This window comes from Candidatus Nebulibacter yamunensis (assembly GCF_024208055.1).
Classification (GTDB): Bacteria; Pseudomonadota; Gammaproteobacteria; order Francisellales; family Francisellaceae; genus Caedibacter; species Caedibacter lacustris.
Genome location: NZ_JAMBMW010000025.1, coordinates 1 through 21,113, shown reverse-complemented (window position 1 = coordinate 21,113; position 21,113 = coordinate 1). Strand labels below are relative to the sequence as shown.

Genomic DNA, 21,113 nt, shown 5'->3' with positions numbered 1-21,113 from the left:
TTAGTGAGGGCTATGCTTATAAAACGATTCGTTGGGTTGAAGATACGCTGATTAAAAGTAAAAAGTTCAGCTTGCCAGGGCGATTAGTAGATGCCAGTGAACATCAGGTGCATTGCCGACAAATATCGGAATAGACGAAAAAGGTTTGGACTTCGATTTAATTTAATAACGGGAATTTACAACTTTGAATTGACTAATTGAGGTTTGGAAAGAACTCTATTGAATAGCAACTTTCTTATTCCGATGTTTTTGCAAGAAGATGTCTAACTCTATTCTTTCAGAGTCAACAGCACGTCAAAGGACAAAACGTTCACCATTTACTTTAGATATTTATCTCATCCAAATGCCATTTATCTGTTGGCTTACACTGCTGCTTTCCTCCATCAGACCAAATAGCAAAGAACGAATAACCGGAAGCAGAGCAGAAGCTGAAAAAGCGAAATAACGCGGGTTGGTAAAGATGAAATTTGTTTTAAATAAAAATTTATAGAAAGCAGTTGAACGCTCAATATCTGACACGTAAATTAGTCGCAAATAATAGTTTGCAAATTTTTCTTCGTATACGGAGAAAAAATATAAAAAAGTAGTTATCAACGCTAACCAAGTGCTATACTAAAGATAGGTAAAGCATTGGCTGCACTGGGTAGCATGGGGCTAACAGTAAGGCATTTGCCAAACAGCCAACCATAACAGGAGGATGCGCTATGACTATGTCACTTGATCAACTGTTCACCAAACAACAACGCATTCATTTTGATAGCTGTTGCCAATATTTTGAGTTAGCACTTTCTTATTTTGGGTATAACGTCCAAGCACAATGCTGCATAGACAATAAAAAAAGAATCGTTTTATATGCTGTTAATGTGTTTTACAAGGGGCAACAACGCCAGGTATTTACAGCACTGACTCTAGATGAATTTTATAAAAAGATGGAACTTGTTTATCAACTTTATCTGTATGCTAAGGACCACAACACAGACTTAGATCAGGCATTAGATTATTATCTTGATGAATATCAACAGTTTATCGCCATTGAAGGTGAAGTTGATGATTTGTTAAATTGGCAAGATTTTATCGACGAGGAATTAAGTCGAGCCAGTAATTATACTTATGATACGATGTGCTCTGAAAACAGAACACTACATTAATGAAGTAATCTACAGCGTTGGTAAAAGTTTTGCAAGCGTCAGAAGTTCAAGGATGATCATAAGTAATGCAACAGCCAATATAGTAGAAAGATAGAGTTTACTCAATATGTGGTTTTTTCCATGACGCTTACGAATAATCCAAGTCATGGCTGCAGGCAAACCAATTAATAAAACAGCAACGAAAATACTAGCATAACCCAATGCAATGACAAAGCCTTGTGGATAGAAAACCGCGAATAAGAAAGGTGGCAAAAACGTAATAATAAAAATAATAACTCTATTAATATATGTATTGGATTTTAGTTGATACGTATCGCGATTAAAATCAAATAAACCAAGGGTAACTCCTATAAAAGACGTGGTAATCGCAACCGATTCAAATAAATAGGCAAAATTACCCACTCTACTACTATGATAGCTTTCGACAATCCCAGATGATACATTCCCATTTTGAATAATGCTTTGGAAACTTAATTCACCATATACAGGAATTGAGCCAAGTGTTGTCAACGTCCAAATAAAGTAAATGACAAGTGGGATGAAGCTCCCCAAAATAATAGATTTGCGCAATGTTCTACGGTCAGATTTTACATAGCTACGCAAGGTTGGAATGATGTGGTGAAAACCAAACGAGGTAATTAAAATAGGGAAAGTGATCCAGATATAATTGATAGAACGTGTTTTAGTATCAATAAACGTTTGTTGAACCTCAGGCAAGATTGCAATCACAAAAGCAAAGAACCCTAAAAATTTAATAAACATCAGTATCTTATTAGTATGATCAACCGTTGTTGTACCCATATAAACAAATAAACCTAAAACAAGAACAAATAAAGCGTTATTAACCGTAACTGGCAAGCCAATACCGAGTTTATCTAAGCCACTGGCAACAAGGTTACCACCACCTACAGTATAAGCAGCAGTAAGTGAATATAGCAACAATAGGTAAGCAACCCAGGTAATGATTTGTCCTGACTTTCCAAGAGTAATATAAGCCATACGGCTGAAATTTGTACCATCGGGCATGGCAAGATTTACTTCTGCAAGTAGAAGTGCTGTCAACATCATTACAAACCAAACCGTAACAAGTAAAAAGCTTGCTAACCAAAAACCACATGCAGCAACAGTCGCAGGAATTGCTAACATGCCCGCACCAACGCTGGTACCTGTAATAATCATCACTGAACCAAATCCCCTAGAAAATAACAGCATAAATTTAATCCTTGAACATTAAATTAAAGTATTGTAACAGAGTGTAAGATGCTGGCAATGTCACTTACGCTGTTTATGTTTTTATTTGATTCTTTATAAAAGCACTTGCATCATTTGCAGATAATGGTTTACTAAAATAATAGCCTTGAATGAAATCACATTTTAGCTCTTTAAGGAGTTGATATTGTTCTTTTGTTTCTATCCCCTCTGCTATTATTGCACTACCAAGATTATGCCCCAGTCTAATAATACTTTCGACAATCACTCTGCTATTGAGATTGGTCAACACATCATCAATAAAGAACTTATCAATTTTGATATAGTCAACATCAGTGTTTTTAAGATATCCTAACGAACAAAACCCTGTTCCAAAGTCATCAATTGAAACTTGGAAGCCCATACCTTTGAGCATGCTTAACACAAAAGAAGTGGTTTTCATATTTTCCATAATGACCGTCTCAGTTATTTCAAAAGTCACATTTGATTTCGGTAAATTAAGTTGCTCAAGCGTTTGTTGTAATAAACTCAAAAAAATAGAGGCATTATTAATTTGAACAGCGGAAAGGTTGATTGATATTGTAGGTTTATAGATAACAACTTTATCATCATGCCACTGGCGAAGTTGATAGAAAGTCTGGCGAATGACCCAATTACCAATTTCAATAATGATTTTTAACTCTTCAGCAACTGGAATAAATTCAGCTGGAGAAACTTCGCCTAAAAACTTATTTCGCCATCTAAGGAGCACCTCAAAATGCGGGATTTTATTGTTATTAAGGTTAATAATGGGTTGATAAACTAGATAAAATTCATCATTAATAATGGCTCGTTCCAAATATTTAGCAATATCTATTCGCCTTAAGTAATGCTCACCTATTTTATTGTTAAAGATGCAATAACTGTTACCACCTGCTTTTTTACTTTCATACATGGTCATATCCGCATATTTAAGTAAGGTTTGCCTGTCAATAGCATGATCTGGATAAATTGCCACTCCCATACTGGCACGAATATTAATGGGATAAGCATCAATAACGATCACTTGATGAATAATGCTGTACAGGTGATTTACAGTCGTTCTAATATTCTCTTCAGTTTGGATATCATTCAAAATAATGGCAAATTCATCGCTGCCAATCCGAGCAATAAAATCGGTTTTTCGAATATTACTTTTAAGTCTAATCGCCAACTCATGCAATAAGCAATCACCAAAATCATGACCAAATCCATTGTTAATATGCTTAAAATGATCAATATCAATATACAGTAGTGCCAGCTTACTATTTTGAGTAAATGCTAGGTCGAGCTGTGTACTAAATACCTTTTCAAATTGCTTTCGATTAGGAAGATTTGTGATATTATCATAATGAGCAAACGCATGTAATTGAGCATTTTCAGCAAGATGCTTAGATAAAATCGAACGCAAACACAAAATCAATAGCAAGATAAAAACAACCATAAACCCTAAAACAGTTAATGGAATATGCGAAAGATTTATCCATACACTAGCGGAAACCATGCTCTGTTTCACGCCTAATACAAGTATTTGCTGATTGTTTATTTTCTGAAAGTAATAGACCTTTGTGTTGAGTCGAAAAGTTGCAAAGTCTTGAGCATTGAGTGTTTCTAGTACTTGATGAGGTAGTGTATTTAAGTGATTACTAAAACTTGTGCTCACGGCTTTCCAGTCGTTGTTTAGCTTTACAAACCAGTAGACATCTACTTTATTGTCCAGACTTGCGCTTTCAAGTTTATGCACAATTTGATCAAGGTTGAAATATAGTCGATCGTAGCCGATAATTTCTTTACCTTGATCGCCCTGCAAGCGAATAGCTATGGTAAAAATAGCCATTAATTGGTTATTTTGAGTGAAAAAAGAAAGTGGTTTCTTTGCAAAAGGGATAGTTTGCTTAGTGCCAACTTCAACGATAAGGTTACCATTTATCTCATAACGTTGTATGGCTTCTAGACTATCATTTGATACCAATGCTGAAGCAAGAATAGTGCGAAGCTCACTGACTTCAGCTGAAAATGGTAGACCAATAGCATATTTTTTTTCTATTTCGTTTAACAAGTAATTCGCTTTTGTGTGATTGCTAACTTGCAAAGAACTGCTTCTTGCCTCAGATAATGCAAGCACTATTTGATTGGTGTAGAGACTTAAAATTTGTTGATAACGACTAACCACATCAGTTTGTTTTTGTTGATAAAGAGGGTAAAATGACAGTAGAAAGACGACTAAAGTTAAACAAAACAGTAGACTGCTTGCACTAATAAGCACTTGCCAAAATAGTCGTTTACCTAATACGAGCTCCTTGAGCTTTATTTTCATTAAAATGCTTCCTGATTTGTCATTTCATGGTGATGTAACATTCCATCTATATGAGTATAGTGCCAAAAGTTACTTTTTTTCTAAATGACCAGCGATCATAACCAAATTTGTAAAAACGACAAAGCGTATGTAGTTAAATAAGTAAAAGAAAATACATATTTAGCAAAATAGCAAAAAACCACAGCATAATAGTATTTATTGATTGATTACTTCAGCAAAGCAATAACTCATACTAATTGTTAAGTTGGCAGTCAAATACTATTTCGTTGCAAAAATTTTATCGCCAGCATCACCCAATCCTGGGATAATGTAGGCATTTTGATCAAGATGCTCATCAATGGAGGCAGTATAAAGGATTACTTCTGAATGGTATTTTTGAAGTGCAGCGATCCCCTCAGGTGCGCATAATAAAGTAATGACAATAAACGTTTTGCAGCCATGAGATTTCAAAAGATTAATCGCACTATTGATTGAATTTGAGGTTGCAAGCATGGGGTCAAGTATAATAGCGGTACGCTGAATAATGTCAGGACAAGGATTAAAGTAATAACAATGCGCTTTGGTAGTGTTTTGATCCCGCTTCATGCCAATCATACTAACAGGTGCATTAGGCAAAAGTTTTAATGCCCCTTCTAACATTCCTAAACCTGCACGCAAAATGGGGCAAAATGTCGGCAATGGTTTTGCCAAGGTATTCGCACTAAATGTCCCTTGCCAATGTGGAATGTTTTTTTTGGTCAATGGTAAATCTGATAATGCCTCATAACAAAGCAAAGTAGTAAGTTCATTAGTAATTGCTTTAAAGCTTTGGCTAGAAAGCTCTTCATTACGCAAAAAATCAAGTTTGTAACTAACCAACGGGTGGGTGATTTCATGCGTCTTCATCGTTTGATCCTTTATCTAAAGCGTATGTATTGATGAGTGTAGAAAGTCATAAACATTTATGCTAGGAAAATATTCTGAAATACATATGACTTAGAAAATGAAAATTGCCCATTTTAGTACTTTTTAATACAAAATAGACTATAGTTTAGAGTAGGTTTTCACTCACTTATCGCATATAGTAAAACGTAATGTATAAAAATGTAAAATAATGTGAATTAAACGAAAAAACATATGATGGACAAGAGTTATGTTAACAGTAAAGACATCAAATGGATTATTAGCAATGAGGAGAATAAAAGACTGGTTAAACCAAAAATTTAACGTCAACAGCTCAAGGTCAGCATATTGGCACCGCATTCACGTTACTTTGATTAGCCTCATATTGGTCATCATTGGAAATACTATATTTGGTATATTACATTTTTTAACAGAAAAAGAATTATACGGTGGTATTTATAGTTATTGTGCGGTGTTGTCCTATCTTATTCCACTGGCGATGCTTAAGGCAAGACACTATTATTTAGCCAAATTGACTTTAGGCATATTGTTCATCGTTAACACCTTTATATTCACCTACTTTTTATATCAACCACAGTTATTAAACTATCTATTTTTCATGGTTGTGCCACCTTTTTCTAATATGATTTTTGAAGTCAATGAACATAAAACGAAGTGGGGATTATCGTTACTTTCTGTGGAATTAATGCTTTTTTGTTTAATATATCCCAATAGCAACTATCTGATTGAGTTGACACTTCAAAATCAACTTACAACAAACTTATTTATTCTAATTACTATTACAGTTGTTATTGCAACCACAATTTCTGTGATTTTATCTGACCTAGAATATAGCGAAAAACAACTAGAGCTCATGGCAAAAACTGACAATTTGACGAGTTTATTAAATCGATCTGCTTTTCAAGATAGTCTAGAAGATTTTAAATATGCTACACATCAAGGCATGCCTTATAGCGTAATGTTTATTGATATTGATAAGTTTAAAAACATTAATGATCAGTATGGGCATACGGTAGGTGATAAAGTTATACAAGATGTAGCTAAAGTTTTGCTTCGTCATACACGAAAACATGATGTTGTATCACGCTTTGGTGGCGATGAATACGTTATTTTGCTGTCAAACATTGATCAAATCCAAGGAGAACAAATAGCAACGCGATTAAACAAGATGGTGCTGCAAGAAATTCCCAAAATAGGGAATATACAGGTGACGATTAGCATAGGTATAGCCAACAGCTTTTTTAATAGTAAAGATCATCACCATTTTGATGAAACGCTGAATAAAGCGGATCAAGCACTTTACCAAGCTAAAGCACAAGGTGCAAACTGTGTTATCAGCTTGAACGTGTGACTGGTGTACATCAAAAAATTTAATATGAGCTGTTTCTAATTTTTTTATTTCTAGCCCTACAATATAGGCAAAATCTATGGTTCGTCAGCTAATCAAAAGCAAATTTCTACAAAATTCGGAAAGGTTTAGGTTGACAGCTTGTACCCTATATTCTAAAGCATAGAATTTCTGTTTGTGGTAATTGTGCAGAAATTTGCTATTACACTTGTCATCTTATTACCATATAGGTTACGATGATATATCAATAAGATATAAAAATATCTGATAACAATTCCGTGATTGATGACAGTATAAATATCATTTTGCTCTATCATCTGCTAATTGTTATTGCGATACTAAGCAGGAAGCCAAAACGTGCGTGTTGCAATTTAAATTAAATTTTGCTTTAAACCATAACAAAGTCACGTTATAACTCTTAAAGCTTGAGTTTTAGACAACATAATAAGGAGATTCAACGTGTTACAGCCACTCCCAAAACAATCAATTAAGAATAAGCCAAAAAATGTATTTGTTGAGGAATTTGATGACAACAGCGATATCGACTTTGAAAATATCAGAGATAACGATGCTATAACTGATAATCAAGAAGATGATACCCACACAAACTTTGGCAGTAGTGAAATTAGCGAGCTTGAGACTCAGAACTTTCCTTATAGTGAGAATGATGCAACCAAGATGTATCTCATTGACATTGGTTTTAGACCATTGTTAACGAAGGATGAAGAGTTTTACTATGCTAAATTGGTACAAAAAGGCGATCAAAAAGCTAAAAATATAATGATTGAGAGTAATTTACGCTTAGTTGTTAAAATTGCAAAACGCTATAAGCCACGTGGTAATAGCTTGAGCTTTTTAGACTTAATTGCTGAAGGAAATTTAGGACTCATTCGTGCAGTTGAAAAGTTTGATCCTGATTTGGGTTGGCGCTTTTCAACTTATGCTACTTGGTGGATTCGTCAAAACATTGAGCGTGCGCTTTTAAATCATCAGCGCACCATACGTATACCCGTACACATCTTAAAAGAGCTTAATGTTTATTTGCGTGCAGCAACTGAATTAACTAAGCTACTTGATCATGAACCTTCACCTGAAGAAATAGCTGAATTTATTGATCGCCCCGTTGAGGATATCCGAAAAATTCTCTCTTCTACAATACCAATCGATTCTCTAGACGAGGCTTATGATGACTCCAATCGTAGCATGCTCGAAACCATTGCTGATGAGCAAACAAGTGATCCTGAGGTCATACATCTTCACCGTAAGGCTGCTGAGTTTATTGATCAATGGTTAGATGAGCTTAGTGATAATCAACGAGCGGTACTCTCCATGCGCTTTGGCCTTCGCGGATATGACATCCAAACTTTAGAAGAAACTGGCGTACATATTGGCTTGACACGTGAACGTGTCCGCCAAATTCAGGTTGATGCATTAAGGCGCCTAAAGGTCATTGCTGCTGCTAATAACATCGATGCTAATTTATTCTCCCATTAGTCAAATAGCGGAATCATAGTAATATGGTTTTGCTACTCGACTATATAAAAAGCACTCTTATCCATCATAACTGTCCAACGAAGGTTAAGCTCTTTTATCAAGAGCTCATCTAATGCTGTAGTAGTTTAAATTTTATTGTGCAAATATAGTTTGTCAAAATTTTCTGCGGTCTCAAAAGCGCGGCTTCTTTTATCTATCTCTTGACAAATTTTACTTATTTTATCTTCAGAACTCTTTTCCCCACATATAAAATTATATAAACCTCTTGGATCTGAACTTTCAAAATTCAAATTATTTAATTCATTAATAGATATTGAATAAAACGGGACAATTTTGCTTAATTGTTTACAAATAAGACTATTTTTTTTGTTTGAACAATAGCTTTCATAATCATTCAAGGGGACGTGAAGTTGCTCAATATCATCAAAGTGATCAATATTAATGCTACTAATTGATTTTTGGTGTTTTAGAAGGTTTGCTATATCTTGCTTTTCAGCCGAATGACCGTAAGTAGAAAGATAAAAAGAGATAAAAAATATTATTTTTACAACGTTTCGTAACCATATTATCATAATCTATTTCCGTTAATTTTGGTTTTTATGTACAAAGTTAGACTCTCTTATAAGCTCATTAAATGGATATAAAAATTATACAAACTTTACTTCAGCTGCTATGCTCCTAAGTTCTCCTATATGCTTATAGCTCACTCAATGAATATAATAGGTAAAATCCTAAGGTCTGTATGATAATTTCTTTTTAGCACCAATAGCCATTAAAATTTAACATCTAATTTAAAGGCTTAAGTTTGAATGCAAAAATAATATTCAACTTTTTGATTATTGTAAAGCTTATCTCTGTACACAAAGAAGAATTTACAAAATACTGATTGATGCATTATTTTTTTCTTGAGACATCAAAGTTGAGTCAAATTCTAGATGCATCCAAATCTTTGTTTGAAAGATATTAAATTTGATTATGATAGCAAGTCGGTCAAAATCGACAATAGGATGGTTTTTTGGATTTAACGCAAGGCTTAATTGATAAATTAGTTTGGTGATAAAGATTTTGAACGTGGGTGGGTTAGTGTTACAACTGATTATATGAGTTTAAAAAAACATGAAAAAAGGACTTAAAAAAGATTAACCAAATTGAACATACAAAGGCATCGTTCAATATGGAGTTTTATGACAAATCTATTATGTAGGTTAATTGTGTATTACTTCCAGCCTAAAAAGCCAAATGTGCTGTTTGTATTATAAGCATTTATATCGAATTAACGTTAACTACATTAGAACGTATACGAAAGGCCTGAGAATAAACTCTACAATGAATAAAATAGATGCCCAAAATAATAGCTCAATAATAAATAAAGATCCCCATTTTGCAAATCTAAGCAAAATGAGATGCATGAGAAATTATCACTAATTTAAGTAGAGAGATTAGCTAGGTCAACGCCACTACAAATTGTAAGACTTATAAAAACTTATACATTTTATAGGCATGATCACCATTGAAGTAATAGTGCATCCGTGTTTTTACGATCTTAAAGCCAAGTTTTAAGTATAAACGAATCGCGACTTGATTATTGATATTAACCTCTAGCCCTACTTTACTAATATTTGCTGCTGGCAACTCCTCGAATAATTTCATTAATAACGCACTTCCAACGCCTTTTCCATGACAAGTTTTTGATACTGCAAGCGAATAAATTCGCGCGCTTTTACGACGCATAAATACTAACATATAAGCAATAAGTTTCGCTTCTTCTTTTGCTATCCATAAAAAGTTACGTTTGGAATGGATATGATAGTAAAACTGACGTTTACTGATCTGATCTGTATTAAATAAGGTGTTTTCGAGCTCTACCAATGCAGGTATGTCATCAGCTGTTGCCAAACGAAAACTAATCGCCATAATGCACCCGCTTATACTCCATGCGATTAACAAACTCCAATATGATTCTGCTGTATAATTCATCATCCAAATACGCATCTTCCCAAGGATGATCTAATGATGGATTATCATTTATTTCTATAATACAAGGCTTATTATCGATAACTTTAATATCAGCACCATATAAATCCGTTCCAATCAAACGGCACGCTTTTATCGCTATTTTAATCACATCCTTTGGTACTTGATGAATGCCAAAAGCCTCAGCAGGACCAGCCGTAATGTACTTCTTGTTGTGATTGACAATTTGCCAATGGTTAGGCGCCATGTAATATTTACAAGCATACAATGGTTTGTTATTCAAAATCCCAATGCGCCAATCGTAATCAGTGTAGTGGTATTTTTGTGCAATAATAATTGATGACTGTGCCAGCATTTTATCTAACAATTGATTAAGTTCTTTTCTATCATTTACTTTCTTAACTCCTTGAGAAAACGAACCATCTGGAATTTTTAATACCATTGGTAAGCCTAGTTTTTCGATCAGTTCATCGCTATTTAAAGGCTCTTGATCACGAAACACAAAATAAGATTCAGGCATCAAAATTTTATTTTTTTCCATTAAGTTATGAAGGTACACCTTGTTGGTGCAACGCATGATTGTTTGTGTGCTATCCATGACCACTAAGTTATTTTCTTCTGCTTTTTTGGCAAAGGCATAGCTGTAATGATTAATCGCTGTTGTAGTACGAATAAATAACCCATCGTATTCTGGCAATCTTGCATAATCTTGTTTGGTAATCAAATCAATATCCACTCCAAGCTCACGCCCTGCATGAATAAATTTTTTAATGGCTTTATTATTGCTTGGTGGCAGTACTTCTTTTGGATCAACTAAAATTGCCATTTCGTAGCGATATTGCTTTCTTAGTCGCGGCTTACGCCATACTTTCGTGCTAAACTCACTCAAAGTTTGGGCGAAAAAAGTCTCTTCTACATCATTTAACGCTTTTATCGGAACAACTTGCAATCCCTTTATTTGCCATATATCAAGTCGTTTTTCAAAAACAAGCTTTAGTATTGGAATATCATAAATATCAAAAATCTTGCGTGCTAGTTTATTGAAACTTTGTTGTTCACTTTGACCAAAATAAATTTTGATTTGAGCTTCATTATCAACAGCAATTCTATCTAGTGTTTCAAGGCAAGCATTACTCAAACGAATATTAAACAAGCTAAACGACAAATCATCTAAATGTTGCAAATTATTAAGCGTATTTACACTAGGAATAACGCGATCACCATTGGCTTCTGCCAAAAGTGAGGCATAATATCCTTGACCCAAATAAGAGATATTCTCTGAAAGGTTAATTAAATAATAGCTTTTTTCTTCTCGGGTCATTAAGTAATCTTTTATTAAAACTACATTATCACTTGGGAAATAAGGTGTCCATGCTTCTGGACTGTCAATCAATATTCTAAGCTCTTTCATTTTAGATGGACAGGCTTGATACCAAAATAAGGAATTTGATCACCAAGATTGCGCTTGTTTTTGAGGTTTGTCAATCAGTTACATAGAAACATCTTTGGATGCAATAATTTTCACTCATAACGATCATTCCATGCTGTAATCAACAATGTTATTATAAACTACTTCTACTCAACTGATTTGGAAAGGTGTCATGGCGATTTCGCAACAACAATTAAAACATATACTTGCCTTGTCTAAGCTCAATGCAGATGAAAGTGAACTTAGCAAATTTGAAGCGGACCTTAATAATATCATTAAGCTGTTCGACAACATTCAAAACGTTGATACCACAGGTGTTCCAGCAATGATTTCACCTTTAACAAGTCATTTTATTGCACGTCAAGACAATGCAATCGAACAACATAGCGAACCATATTTCAAAGAAATTGCACCTAAATACGAAGCACATCACTTTATCGTTCCAAAAGTCATTGAATAAAAAAGGTTAAAGATATGAGCATATTACAACAACTTCGGCAAAGGTTAGACAACAAAGTCATCAGTGCAAGTGAACTAACACAGAAATATTTAAACCTTATTACAAAATATAATCCAATACTAAATACCTTTACCTCAATTAATTATCAACATGCCATCAAACAAGCTCAAAAAGCCGATAATATAATTGCACAAGGGAAGCAAAACTTATTAACAGGAATTCCAATTGCACATAAAGATAATCTATGTACCAATATTTTAACAACAACCTGTGCATCTAAAATTTTGTACAATTATCATTCTCCTTTTAATGCAACCATTGTTGATAAACTGGAAAAAAGTGGGATGATCTTGCTTGGCAAAACTAATATGGATGAGTTTGGCATGGGCTCTAGCAATGAAAATAGCTATTTTGGAGCGGCAAAAAACCCCTATCAGCTTGAATGCGTACCAGGTGGTTCGTCTGGTGGTTCTGCCGCTTCTGTTGCTGCAATGTTAACGCCGTTTGCAACAGGCAGCGATACAGGCGGTTCAGTCAGACAACCTGCTGGATTTTGTGGTATTACCGGGATGAAGCCAAGCTATGGTACACTTTCGCGTTTTGGACTTATTGCTTACGGTTCTTCTTTAGATCAAGTGGGAATATTAACGCATTTTGCCAAAGATTGCGCTTATCTTTTACAAACTATGGCTGGGCAAGACGATAAAGATAGTACAAGTATTCTAACCTCTCCTGATTTCTTTACTCAAACTATTGATCAAAATATATACAACATACGTATTGGTATTGATGAAGCTATGCTTTCCATGCTCTCACCACAAGCGCAACAACTTTTACAAAACTGTATCAATGATTACAAGACGCTAGGCGCTAAAATTAGGTCAATTAAGCTACCTAACCTAGAGCATGCTGTTTCAAGCTACTATATTTTGGCTCCAGCAGAAGCAGCAACAAACTTAGCACGTTTTGATGGTGTACGTTACGGCTATAGGAGTCCACAGGCGCATACTCTGGATGAGCTATATATCAACACTAGAACGGAAGGTTTCGGTCAAGAAGTTAAGCGCCGTATTGTTATCGGTAACTATGTGTTAGCAGCAAGTCAATACGATGCCTATTACCACAAAGCACAACAAATTCGTAGTCAACTTAAAGCCAACTTTGATGCTCTTTATCAACAGGTCGACGTTATTTTGTTGCCCATAGCAGCGACAACAGCACCAAAAATTGGTACTCAAACCGATCCTGTTAGCACTTATCTTTCTGATATGTATACACTTATTGCTAACCTAACTGGCGCGCCTGCCATATCCTTTCCTATCGGGAAGATAGATAATTTACCATTTGGTGCGCAACTGATGGCCAATAATTTTAATGATCATTTATTGCTCCAAGTAGTAAGTACTTTTCAACAGGTCACTAATTTTCATCAACCACAACCACTCTTACAAGGAGTATGTGCATGAGTTATCAAATGGTGATTGGGCTTGAAGTGCACGTTCAACTTAAAACAGTATCCAAGATTTTTTCTAATGCCGCAACTTTATACGGACAAAAACCTAATACACAGGTTAGTTTCGTTGACATTGCTTTACCTGGTACTTTACCTGTAGTCAATAAAAAGACAATTGAAATGGCAATAATGTTTGGACTTGCGACCGATGCAAAAATTTCTAAAAATAGTTTTTTTGCTCGAAAAAATTATTTTTATCCTGACCTAGCTAAAGGTTATCAGATTAGTCAATCTAGTAATCCGATTGTCCAAAATGGTATATTAGAAATAACAACTTCCAATGGAAGTAAACTCATTCGAATTGAGCGTGCACATTTAGAAGAAGATGCAGGTAAATCAATACATGATTTCATTGGTGATCAAACAGGATTAGATTACAATCGCGCTGGGACACCATTATTAGAAATCGTAACCCATCCTGACTTTAGCAGCAGCACAGAAGTCATTTGTTATCTTAAGGACTTGCATCAACTTGTTCAACACTTAGGTATTTGTGATGGTAATATGCAAGAAGGCTCATTTAGATGTGATGTGAACCTATCTGTGCATAAACAAAAAGAGCCTTTTGGCACAAGAGTAGAGCTTAAAAATATCAATTCTTTTCGCTTTATTGAAAGTGCTATTGCTTATGAATATAAGCGTCAAATAAAAATGCTTGAACAAGGTCAAAAAGTTATTCAAGAAACGCGTTTATATGATCCAGATAGAAATGAAACACGCAGTATGCGTAATAAGGAAAATGCTTTTGATTATCGTTACTTCCCAGATCCAGATTTACTGCCTATATTGATTACCCAACAGGATATCGATTTAATTAAAGCACAGATGCCATTGTTACCTAGGTTGCGCCGTATCCAATATCAAAAAGATTTAAATGAAGATGAAGTTAATTTCTTAATGGATAATCCTGACATTGCCAATTACTATGATGCGCTTGTCACAAAAACCACACCAAGAGTTGCTTATAATTGGGTTGGGATCGAATTACAAGCTCTATTTAATCGTGCACAAAGCACTTTTGATACGCATAAAATCTCAGTTAATACGTTGTTTGAAATCATTCAATGTGTTGATAAAGATGAAATATCGCTTAAATCTGCTAAAGCTGTTTTGCAAAGCTATTATGAAAGATCAGATGCAATTCAAACTATTATTGATAAACTAGGCATTCGTCAAAGTAATGATAGCTCACTAATAGAAGCATTAGTTGATGAAATTATTGCTAACAACCCTAAACAAGTTGCGGACTATCAAGCAGGCAACAGTAAACTTTTAAGTTTTTTTGTCGGTCAAATCATGAAAGGTAGTAAAGGACAAGCCAATCCCAAGCAAGTTAACGAAATATTGCTTAAGAAACTGAGCTAATCTAGCGTTATTCATTATTATTGCTACGCTCGTTTCTTAAGTGTCTAATCTTATTTATAGAAATACCCAATGTTTTCGCAACGACTGAAACTGGTACGCCCATTCTGAGCATTGATTCTGCTTCTTGCATTAGCACATTAAACTCATTGAGTTGGCTTTTATTTTTATTGTTTTCATTGAGCTCCATGTTGTATTGCCTCCATTTAGTCAAACATTGTAAAACAATCGTAACTGAATCTTGCTGATCAATACAACCATATTTTTTAGATTAATTAAATTTTAGTCATATGTAATCGGTATATAAATTGACATTACTTAACAAAAGCTCTTTTACCAATATCGGTACGATGATACTCATTGTTCCAAGTAATTTTATTAACAAGATCATAAGCATTGTGATAGGCATCTTCAACATGTTCACCCAGCGCAACGACACATAAAACACGACCACCATTGGTGAAGATACTGCAATCTTGACGTTTAGTGCTGGCGTGAAAAATTTTGGTATTAACACCATCATCTTGGTCAAGTCCTGTGATAATGTCACCGGTTTTGCACTGATCAGGATAGCCACCTGCTGCCATCACAACCCCTAGCGCAGTTTTATTGCTCCAACTGACCTCATAGCCATCTAATTCTTCATTGAGCGCTGCAAAAGCAAGTTCAACCAAGTCTGACTCCAAACGCATCATGATAGGTTGGGTCTCAGGATCACCAAAACGACAGTTATACTCAAGTGTCTTGATTTCACCATTTGGCATAATCATAAGACCTGCATACAAGAAACCTTTATATACTTCCCCTTCATTTTTCATACCATCTAGTACAGGTTGGATAATGGTGTGCATTACTTTGTCGTGAACATCGCGTGTTACAATCGGAGCGGGTGAGTAGGCACCCATCCCGCCTGTATTAGGACCTTGATCACCATTATCGCGTGCTTTATGATCTTGTGAACTAGCCATCGCAAGTGCATGGGTACCATCACATAATACGATGAAACTTGCTTCTTCACCGTCTAAAAACTCCTCAATGACAATCTCACAACCTGCATCTCCAAATTTATTACCCTCAAGCATGTCTTCTATCGTGTGATACGCTTGTTCTTTGGTTTGCGCAATGATTACACCCTTGCCAGCAGCAAGTCCACTAGCTTTAATAACAATCGGAGAATCCATTTCATCAACATAAGCTTTAGCTTTTTGGCTATCCTTGAAATTTTGGTACCGCGCAGTAGGAATATTATATTTTGCCATGAAGTTTTTACTAAAAACCTTCGAAGATTCAAGTTGTGCACATTGCTGTTTAGGACCTAGACAATTTAAGCCATGTGCTTCAAATTGATCTACAATACCAAGACTCAAAGGTACTTCAGGACCCACAACTGTGAGTTCAATTTCATTGTCTTTAGCAAAATTAATCAAGTGTAGAATATCGGTTGCAGCGATATTGATATTGCTTACTTTTTCTTCTTTTTCAGTCCCAGCATTACCAGGAGCAACATAAACGTGGGTTGCATGAGGAGATTGAGCCAATTTCCAAGCAAGTGCATGTTCACGACCACCGTTCCCAACTACTAATATATTCATCTAAATACTCCGTACTTTTTACAAAAAATCTTAACCTTTTGAGTCATGTAATGCCATTAAAGATTTAGCCAAAATAGCAGTAAAGTTATTTTGCGATAGCTAAGAAATCATTGGTGCCTTGAAAGCTATCAGGTACAATAAGGATCAACTATTTATACTTGGCTACACAAACTGTAGTATTCTTTGATTGAAACAAAGAGTAAAGAGCAATTATTTTCATAGCTATTTTTTATAAAGCAGGGTTTAAGTGGATGCAGCAGCAAACAGATGTCGTAAGTGGTAAGAATATCGTGGTGATGGCAGGGGGAACTGGAGGACATATTTTTCCAGCACTTGCAGTGGCAAAGCATTTGTCAGAACAAGGCGCCAATATTTTCTGGTTTGGGACCCAATATGGTTTAGAAAAAAAAATAGTTGCCAACCAATATCCACTAGATTTTTTAAAAATTGGTGGAGTACGCAACAAAGGTCTAAAGAAAAAATTATTGTTTTCTTTTCAATTATCCTTAGCTGTATTACGTGCAATGATAATTCTAAGAAGGCGCAAGACAAATTGTGTCTTAGGCTTTGGTGGTTATGCTTCTGGACCTGGTGGGATTGCGGCAAAACTACTTAATATTCCATTGATTATTCATGAACAAAACGCCAATCCTGGTATGACCAACAAGATGTTGGCAAAATTTGCTAAAAAAGTGTTGTGTGCATTTCCTACTAGCGGTTTTAAAACAAAGTCAATTGTTGAGGTTATTGGCAATCCAATACGCAGTGAAATACGTAATTTGCATAATCAGTCACGTGACTTTTATAAACATATTCTGAACGTTCTTGTCTTAGGCGGTAGTCAAGGTGCTAAAGTACTCAATGATGTGGTGCCTAAATTTATTAAAGCTTTGCCACGTGAAGCCTGTGTTAACATTTGGCATCAGACAGGAGAAAAAGGTTTTGCTGAGACGATGAGTACTTATCAAGCACTTAATATCGATTATAAATGTGAGCTCAAAGTAGAACCTTTTATTAACGATATGGCGCAAGCTTATCAATGGGCAGATATTATTGTATGTCGTGCTGGAGCATTAACGGTGTCGGAAATTGCAAGTGTAGGCGTCCCTGCTTTTTTTGTACCTTTTGCAGAAGCTGTTGATGATCATCAATATCATAATGCACAATTCCTAGTGCAAGCGGAGGCTGCTATTTGCATGCGTGAGGAGCATTTTAATGCACAAAAGCTCGCGGCTTTTATTCGTGCAATGGACATAAATCGCTCTAAATTGGAAAATATGTCTAGTCACGCCAAGGGTGTAGCGAAACTCGATGCAGTGGAAAAATTGGTTGATGAAGTTAAAAAACTTATTTGACGCTACTTTTTTATCTCATTCATTTGATAATGTGTATCTCCGAAATTCATTTCCTTTTTATTTAAATTCAACTCAATTTAGATAAAAGCTCAATTCAAAAAGTTTGTTATTGACCTACGCAGCAAGATAGATTGTGTGTTGAAGGAAGCAAGGAGAATCTTGGTGCGTTAGATGCTTTTTTGACTGTAACAATTTTTTCCTCATGATGATCAAATCTGAATGATAGTTTAGTTGCAAATACGTATCAATTTTGCTTGGTAATTTTTCAACAATAGTTTGATTAAAGCCTGAGCACTCAAGGTAGTTTGCACCATAGCGCGTCAAGGCAATCAGCTCTTTGATGCCTACGTCGATCAATTTATTTTCAAGATAATTAAGTAAATACTTTGCAATGCCCTGATTGCGATGTTCTTTGGTAATAACTAAGGCTTTAAGCATGGCTATATTATGTTGCAATTCAGCACCGATAACACCAATGAGTTGTTCGTTACTAAAAAATCCAAAAAACAGTTGCTTGGAACTAAAAAACCATTCAGTGCTAAAAAAATTTACATCATTAAAAAGTTGTTGAACTTGATTTTGATGTACTTTTGTTAGCGCTGAAATAGCCATATTAAAACTCCTTCTTGTTTTTTATAGTTTGAATTTTTGTTTTATCTCATCAGGTAATAACTTTAGTGCATTAGAGCAACGCGTTACTGTGCTGATACTAACACCCAGATCTTTAGCGATTTCACGTTGTGACTTTTGTGCTAAGACCATTTGTTGGGCAAGGGCATAACGATTACTGAGTTGACGTTTTTCTTCCAACGTAAAAAGAAAATCCAATAATAAACTAAGTTCATTATCAGATTTCAGAATTCTTATTACTCTAATTAAGCTTTGCCAATTTTTTTCCATTTTTAAGTTCAAGCTACGATTACCAATGTAGTCTTGTAACGATACATCGATGTATTCCAGATGTCTAGACAAAAAATATAAAAGTTGTGCTTCTGTGGTAAGTATGCCAAATATAAGCAGCAAGGAAAGGTAAGTGACAGCACAAACATACTAAGCCCTGTGATTATTGCCAGGCGAGCTTTAGTATTGCGCATATTGCTTAGGAAAATACAAAAATACTCTCAGATTATATTGAAACAAATGTAACGTATATTTCATCTAGTTCTATATCACTAAATGTACATAAGCACAGTTAGCAACTCTAAAGGAACAGTTCGAAACATATAAAGTTAAAGCACGCAATAAGTAAAATTTAAAGCACAAATGCAAAGCGAGAAAGGCTGTAAAATGGTTTGTGATGGGTATATACTAATTGTCGTTAAAAAGCAACCATCAGACAAATTATGCAAATTTCATCAACTCAATCCTTAACCTTGCTACGCTTAGTCATGATCAATATCATTGCCGTGGATAGCCTGCGTAATATCTCTATTACAGCACAAGCTGGGTGGGTTGTGGTGAGTTTTTACATTTTTGCCGCTATTGTATTTTTAATTCCATGTGCATTATTAACTGCACAAATGGCAACAGGATATTCGAAAAATGGTGGAATCTACCTTTGGACAAAAGAAGCCTTTGGTGCCAAAATAGGATTTGTCGTGTTGTGGCTGCAATGGATTTATAATTTGGTATGGTTCCCATCTATCTGTGGATTTTTTGCAGGAATCATTGCTTATATTATTGCACCTTGGTTTGGCATGAATCCAGATTTTTTGGTCAGTAATCCTTGGTATATAATCAGCATGAGTCTGTGCATGTTTTGGCTAGCTACGATTGTTAATCTATTTGGAATAAAAACCTCAAGCACAATCAGTGTCATTGGCGCGATTGTTGGTACCTTAATGCCGATGCTACTCATTATTGGCTTAGCACTTTTTTGGATATTGTCTGGTCAACCCATGTTGAAGCCATCGGCTATTTCAGATGTACTACCAAGCTTTGCCAATATTAACAGTTGGGGTCTGTTTTTAACCGTAATGTTTAGTTTATTTGGTCTAGAGATGAGTTCTATTCATGCAGGTAATGTCAACAATCCACAAAAAAACTTTCCCAAAGCACTATTAATTTCTAGCGTAGTGATTTTACTATCTCTAGTTTTGTCTAACGTTGCAATCTTTACAGTCAATAGCAATAACACTGGGCATGTAGATATCGTGACAGGACTTATGGCATCATTTAGCTATTTTTTTGCTAAATTCAATATGCCGTGGATGTCTAGTATCATCGCATTAACCTTGGTATTAGGAGCATTTACTACTGTTTCAGCTTGGATTATGGGTTTATCACGAGCTTTTACCATAGCAGCAGAAGATGGACTTATTTCAAAAAGGCTTGCACAAACTAATACTTATAACGCACCCAGTAAAGTGCTTATTTTGCAAGCTCTGATATTCTCTATATTTTGTTTGAGTTATCTTCTTATGCCATCGGTCAATTCAGCTTATTGGTTTTTAAGTGCACTGACGGCACAACTTGCTGTATTAGGTTATATCGGTATGTTTGCTGCGGCAATTAAATTAAGGGTCACTAATCCAATCAAACTTGGGCAATATCAAATTTATGGCGGTGTCAAAGGAACCATTGTAATGTCATCATTAGGATTTATTAGCTGCTTGGTTGCAATTATAGTAGGATTTATTCCAACCTCAGATGTAACGATGTCCACCTTTAACTTTGATTTATTACTTGTTACAGGAATAGTGATTGCACTTGCTTTTCCTTATGTTCTTACTCGAAATTATTCATAATACACTCACATTTAAAACCTCCAATATTGTTGACAAAATCCGTAATCCCAAATCTCGATTTAGACTGTTCGATGGTCTTGGGATTAGGGAGTGCTTTAAGCTATTTGGTTAAGATCTATAATAGAATTCCTTCCAAACCGTATTTAATCTAGCAAAATAGCTATTTAAAAATTAAAGGTGGATATGATCAATGAGATGGGAAACGATAAACAAGTTAGCAGCAGATGAGTTTCGTCGTTTAACA

At 35.1% G+C, this 21,113-nt stretch carries 19 protein-coding genes and 2 pseudogenes; 11 read left to right on the top strand and 10 right to left on the bottom strand.

What is annotated here, in order from left to right; all coding sequences use genetic code 11:
- Positions 1-105: 105 nt before the first annotated feature.
- The 3 genes and pseudogenes from M1V25_RS09310 to M1V25_RS09300 all read left to right on the top strand — a co-directional run.
- Positions 106-201: pseudogene (locus tag M1V25_RS09310) on the top strand (IS5/IS1182 family transposase); the annotation flags it as partial.
- Positions 202-259: 58 nt separating this feature from the next.
- The gene (locus tag M1V25_RS09305) at positions 260-445 is read left to right on the top strand and encodes a hypothetical protein (protein WP_498843103.1); all 186 of its coding nucleotides are present in this window, start codon (positions 260-262) and stop codon (positions 443-445) included.
- Positions 446-704: 259 nt separating this feature from the next.
- Positions 705-1,148 carry a hypothetical protein gene (locus M1V25_RS09300; protein WP_116964579.1) on the top strand — a complete coding sequence of 148 codons (444 nt, stop codon included), beginning with the start codon at positions 705-707 and terminating at the stop codon, positions 1,146-1,148.
- A 9-nt stretch (positions 1,149-1,157) separates the two neighbouring features.
- Here the strand turns inward: M1V25_RS09300 and M1V25_RS09295 are convergent, their stop codons facing one another.
- From M1V25_RS09295 to upp, 3 genes are all read right to left on the bottom strand, one after another.
- On the bottom strand, positions 1,158-2,360 hold the full coding sequence (locus M1V25_RS09295; protein WP_498843102.1) for an amino acid permease: 1,203 nt from the start codon (positions 2,358-2,360) through the stop codon (positions 1,158-1,160).
- Between the two features lie 73 nt (positions 2,361-2,433).
- Positions 2,434-4,692 carry a putative bifunctional diguanylate cyclase/phosphodiesterase gene (locus M1V25_RS09290; protein WP_498843101.1) on the bottom strand — a complete coding sequence of 753 codons (2,259 nt, stop codon included), beginning with the start codon at positions 4,690-4,692 and terminating at the stop codon, positions 2,434-2,436.
- A gap of 258 nt (positions 4,693-4,950) precedes the next feature.
- Positions 4,951-5,577 (bottom strand): uracil phosphoribosyltransferase, encoded by a 627-nt coding sequence (gene upp / locus M1V25_RS09285; RefSeq protein WP_498843100.1) that lies wholly within the window; start codon positions 5,575-5,577, stop codon positions 4,951-4,953.
- A 247-nt stretch (positions 5,578-5,824) separates the two neighbouring features.
- Between upp and M1V25_RS09280 the strand changes: the two genes are divergently transcribed.
- Entirely contained in the window at positions 5,825-6,946 is a 1,122-nt protein-coding gene (locus M1V25_RS09280) for a GGDEF domain-containing protein (RefSeq protein ID WP_116964576.1), read from the top strand.
- A gap of 456 nt (positions 6,947-7,402) precedes the next feature.
- Positions 7,403-8,437: a sigma-70 family RNA polymerase sigma factor gene (locus tag M1V25_RS09275; protein ID WP_239986783.1), complete on the top strand. Its 1,035-nt coding sequence runs from the start codon at positions 7,403-7,405 to the stop codon at positions 8,435-8,437.
- 125 nt (positions 8,438-8,562) lie between these two features.
- Here M1V25_RS09275 and M1V25_RS09270 read toward each other — a convergent pair whose 3' ends face one another.
- Entirely contained in the window at positions 8,563-9,009 is a 447-nt protein-coding gene (locus M1V25_RS09270) for a hypothetical protein (protein ID WP_498843099.1), read from the bottom strand.
- Positions 9,010-9,566: 557 nt separating this feature from the next.
- Here M1V25_RS09270 and M1V25_RS09265 point away from each other — a divergent pair.
- Positions 9,567-9,696, top strand: a pseudogene (locus M1V25_RS09265) (IS982 family transposase); the annotation flags it as partial.
- A 214-nt stretch (positions 9,697-9,910) separates the two neighbouring features.
- Here the strand turns inward: M1V25_RS09265 and rimI are convergent.
- Positions 9,911-10,351, bottom strand: a complete 441-nt coding sequence (rimI, locus tag M1V25_RS09260) for a ribosomal protein S18-alanine N-acetyltransferase (protein ID WP_498843098.1) — start codon at positions 10,349-10,351, stop codon at positions 9,911-9,913.
- Positions 10,341-11,822, bottom strand: coding sequence for a RimK family ATP-grasp domain-containing protein (locus tag M1V25_RS09255; protein ID WP_116964573.1), 1,482 nt, complete (start codon positions 11,820-11,822; stop codon positions 10,341-10,343). The genes rimI and M1V25_RS09255 overlap by 11 nt, the downstream gene beginning before the upstream one ends.
- A gap of 190 nt (positions 11,823-12,012) precedes the next feature.
- Here M1V25_RS09255 and gatC point away from each other — a divergent pair, with 190 nt between their 5' ends.
- From gatC to gatB, 3 genes are read left to right on the top strand one after another with little or no spacing between them, the layout of a single operon-like run.
- Positions 12,013-12,300 carry an Asp-tRNA(Asn)/Glu-tRNA(Gln) amidotransferase subunit GatC gene (gene gatC, locus M1V25_RS09250; RefSeq protein ID WP_498843097.1) on the top strand — a complete coding sequence of 96 codons (288 nt, stop codon included), beginning with the start codon at positions 12,013-12,015 and terminating at the stop codon, positions 12,298-12,300.
- A gap of 14 nt (positions 12,301-12,314) precedes the next feature.
- Positions 12,315-13,766, top strand: a complete 1,452-nt coding sequence (gatA, locus tag M1V25_RS09245) for an Asp-tRNA(Asn)/Glu-tRNA(Gln) amidotransferase subunit GatA (protein WP_116964571.1) — start codon at positions 12,315-12,317, stop codon at positions 13,764-13,766.
- Positions 13,763-15,178: an Asp-tRNA(Asn)/Glu-tRNA(Gln) amidotransferase subunit GatB gene (gene gatB, locus M1V25_RS09240; RefSeq protein WP_116964570.1), complete on the top strand. Its 1,416-nt coding sequence runs from the start codon at positions 13,763-13,765 to the stop codon at positions 15,176-15,178. The genes gatA and gatB overlap by 4 nt, the downstream gene beginning before the upstream one ends.
- A 7-nt stretch (positions 15,179-15,185) precedes the next feature.
- On the opposite strand, the gene M1V25_RS09235 is transcribed toward gatB, so the two are convergent.
- Together M1V25_RS09235 and purD are read right to left on the bottom strand one after the other, a co-directional pair.
- Entirely contained in the window at positions 15,186-15,365 is a 180-nt protein-coding gene (locus M1V25_RS09235; protein WP_116964569.1) for a helix-turn-helix domain-containing protein, read from the bottom strand.
- 124 nt (positions 15,366-15,489) lie between these two features.
- Entirely contained in the window at positions 15,490-16,767 is a 1,278-nt protein-coding gene (gene purD, locus M1V25_RS09230) for a phosphoribosylamine--glycine ligase (protein WP_116964568.1), read from the bottom strand.
- Between the two features lie 251 nt (positions 16,768-17,018).
- Here purD and murG point away from each other — a divergent pair, with 251 nt between their 5' ends.
- Entirely contained in the window at positions 17,019-18,122 is a 1,104-nt protein-coding gene (gene murG / locus M1V25_RS09225) for an undecaprenyldiphospho-muramoylpentapeptide beta-N-acetylglucosaminyltransferase (RefSeq protein ID WP_116964567.1), read from the top strand.
- A 114-nt stretch (positions 18,123-18,236) separates the two neighbouring features.
- Here the strand turns inward: murG and M1V25_RS09220 are convergent, their stop codons facing one another.
- Both M1V25_RS09220 and trpR read right to left on the bottom strand, forming a co-directional pair.
- Positions 18,237-18,734, bottom strand: coding sequence for a GNAT family N-acetyltransferase (locus M1V25_RS09220; RefSeq protein WP_116964566.1), 498 nt, complete (start codon positions 18,732-18,734; stop codon positions 18,237-18,239).
- Between the two features lie 21 nt (positions 18,735-18,755).
- A complete protein-coding gene (trpR, locus tag M1V25_RS09215) occupies positions 18,756-19,094 on the bottom strand; it encodes a trp operon repressor (RefSeq protein WP_498843096.1) in 339 nt (112 codons plus the stop codon).
- A 371-nt stretch (positions 19,095-19,465) separates the two neighbouring features.
- On the opposite strand from trpR, the gene M1V25_RS09210 reads away from it, so the two are divergent.
- Positions 19,466-20,869, top strand: coding sequence for an APC family permease (locus M1V25_RS09210; protein ID WP_239986781.1), 1,404 nt, complete (start codon positions 19,466-19,468; stop codon positions 20,867-20,869).
- The last annotated feature ends 244 nt before the right edge of the window (positions 20,870-21,113 follow it).

Excerpts from the sequence above, each read along its gene's own strand:
- M1V25_RS09305 (WP_498843103.1), top strand. The coding sequence starts at position 260 with ATGTCTAACTCTATTCTTTCAGAGTCAACAGCACGTCAAAGGACAAAA.
- M1V25_RS09300 (WP_116964579.1), top strand. The coding sequence starts at position 705 with ATGACTATGTCACTTGATCAACTGTTCACCAAACAACAACGCATTCAT.
- M1V25_RS09295 (WP_498843102.1), bottom strand. The coding sequence starts at position 2,360 with ATGCTGTTATTTTCTAGGGGATTTGGTTCAGTGATGATTATTACAGGT.
- M1V25_RS09290 (WP_498843101.1), bottom strand. The coding sequence starts at position 4,692 with ATGAAAATAAAGCTCAAGGAGCTCGTATTAGGTAAACGACTATTTTGG.
- upp (WP_498843100.1), bottom strand. The coding sequence starts at position 5,577 with ATGAAGACGCATGAAATCACCCACCCGTTGGTTAGTTACAAACTTGAT.
- M1V25_RS09280 (WP_116964576.1), top strand. The coding sequence starts at position 5,825 with ATGTTAACAGTAAAGACATCAAATGGATTATTAGCAATGAGGAGAATA.
- M1V25_RS09270 (WP_498843099.1), bottom strand. The coding sequence starts at position 9,009 with ATGATAATATGGTTACGAAACGTTGTAAAAATAATATTTTTTATCTCT.
- rimI (WP_498843098.1), bottom strand. The coding sequence starts at position 10,351 with ATGGCGATTAGTTTTCGTTTGGCAACAGCTGATGACATACCTGCATTG.
- M1V25_RS09255 (WP_116964573.1), bottom strand. The coding sequence starts at position 11,822 with ATGAAAGAGCTTAGAATATTGATTGACAGTCCAGAAGCATGGACACCT.
- gatC (WP_498843097.1), top strand. The coding sequence starts at position 12,013 with ATGGCGATTTCGCAACAACAATTAAAACATATACTTGCCTTGTCTAAG.
- gatA (WP_116964571.1), top strand. The coding sequence starts at position 12,315 with ATGAGCATATTACAACAACTTCGGCAAAGGTTAGACAACAAAGTCATC.
- gatB (WP_116964570.1), top strand. The coding sequence starts at position 13,763 with ATGAGTTATCAAATGGTGATTGGGCTTGAAGTGCACGTTCAACTTAAA.
- M1V25_RS09235 (WP_116964569.1), bottom strand. The coding sequence starts at position 15,365 with ATGGAGCTCAATGAAAACAATAAAAATAAAAGCCAACTCAATGAGTTT.
- purD (WP_116964568.1), bottom strand. The coding sequence starts at position 16,767 with ATGAATATATTAGTAGTTGGGAACGGTGGTCGTGAACATGCACTTGCT.
- murG (WP_116964567.1), top strand. The coding sequence starts at position 17,019 with ATGCAGCAGCAAACAGATGTCGTAAGTGGTAAGAATATCGTGGTGATG.
- M1V25_RS09220 (WP_116964566.1), bottom strand. The coding sequence starts at position 18,734 with ATGGCTATTTCAGCGCTAACAAAAGTACATCAAAATCAAGTTCAACAA.
- M1V25_RS09210 (WP_239986781.1), top strand. The coding sequence starts at position 19,466 with ATGCAAATTTCATCAACTCAATCCTTAACCTTGCTACGCTTAGTCATG.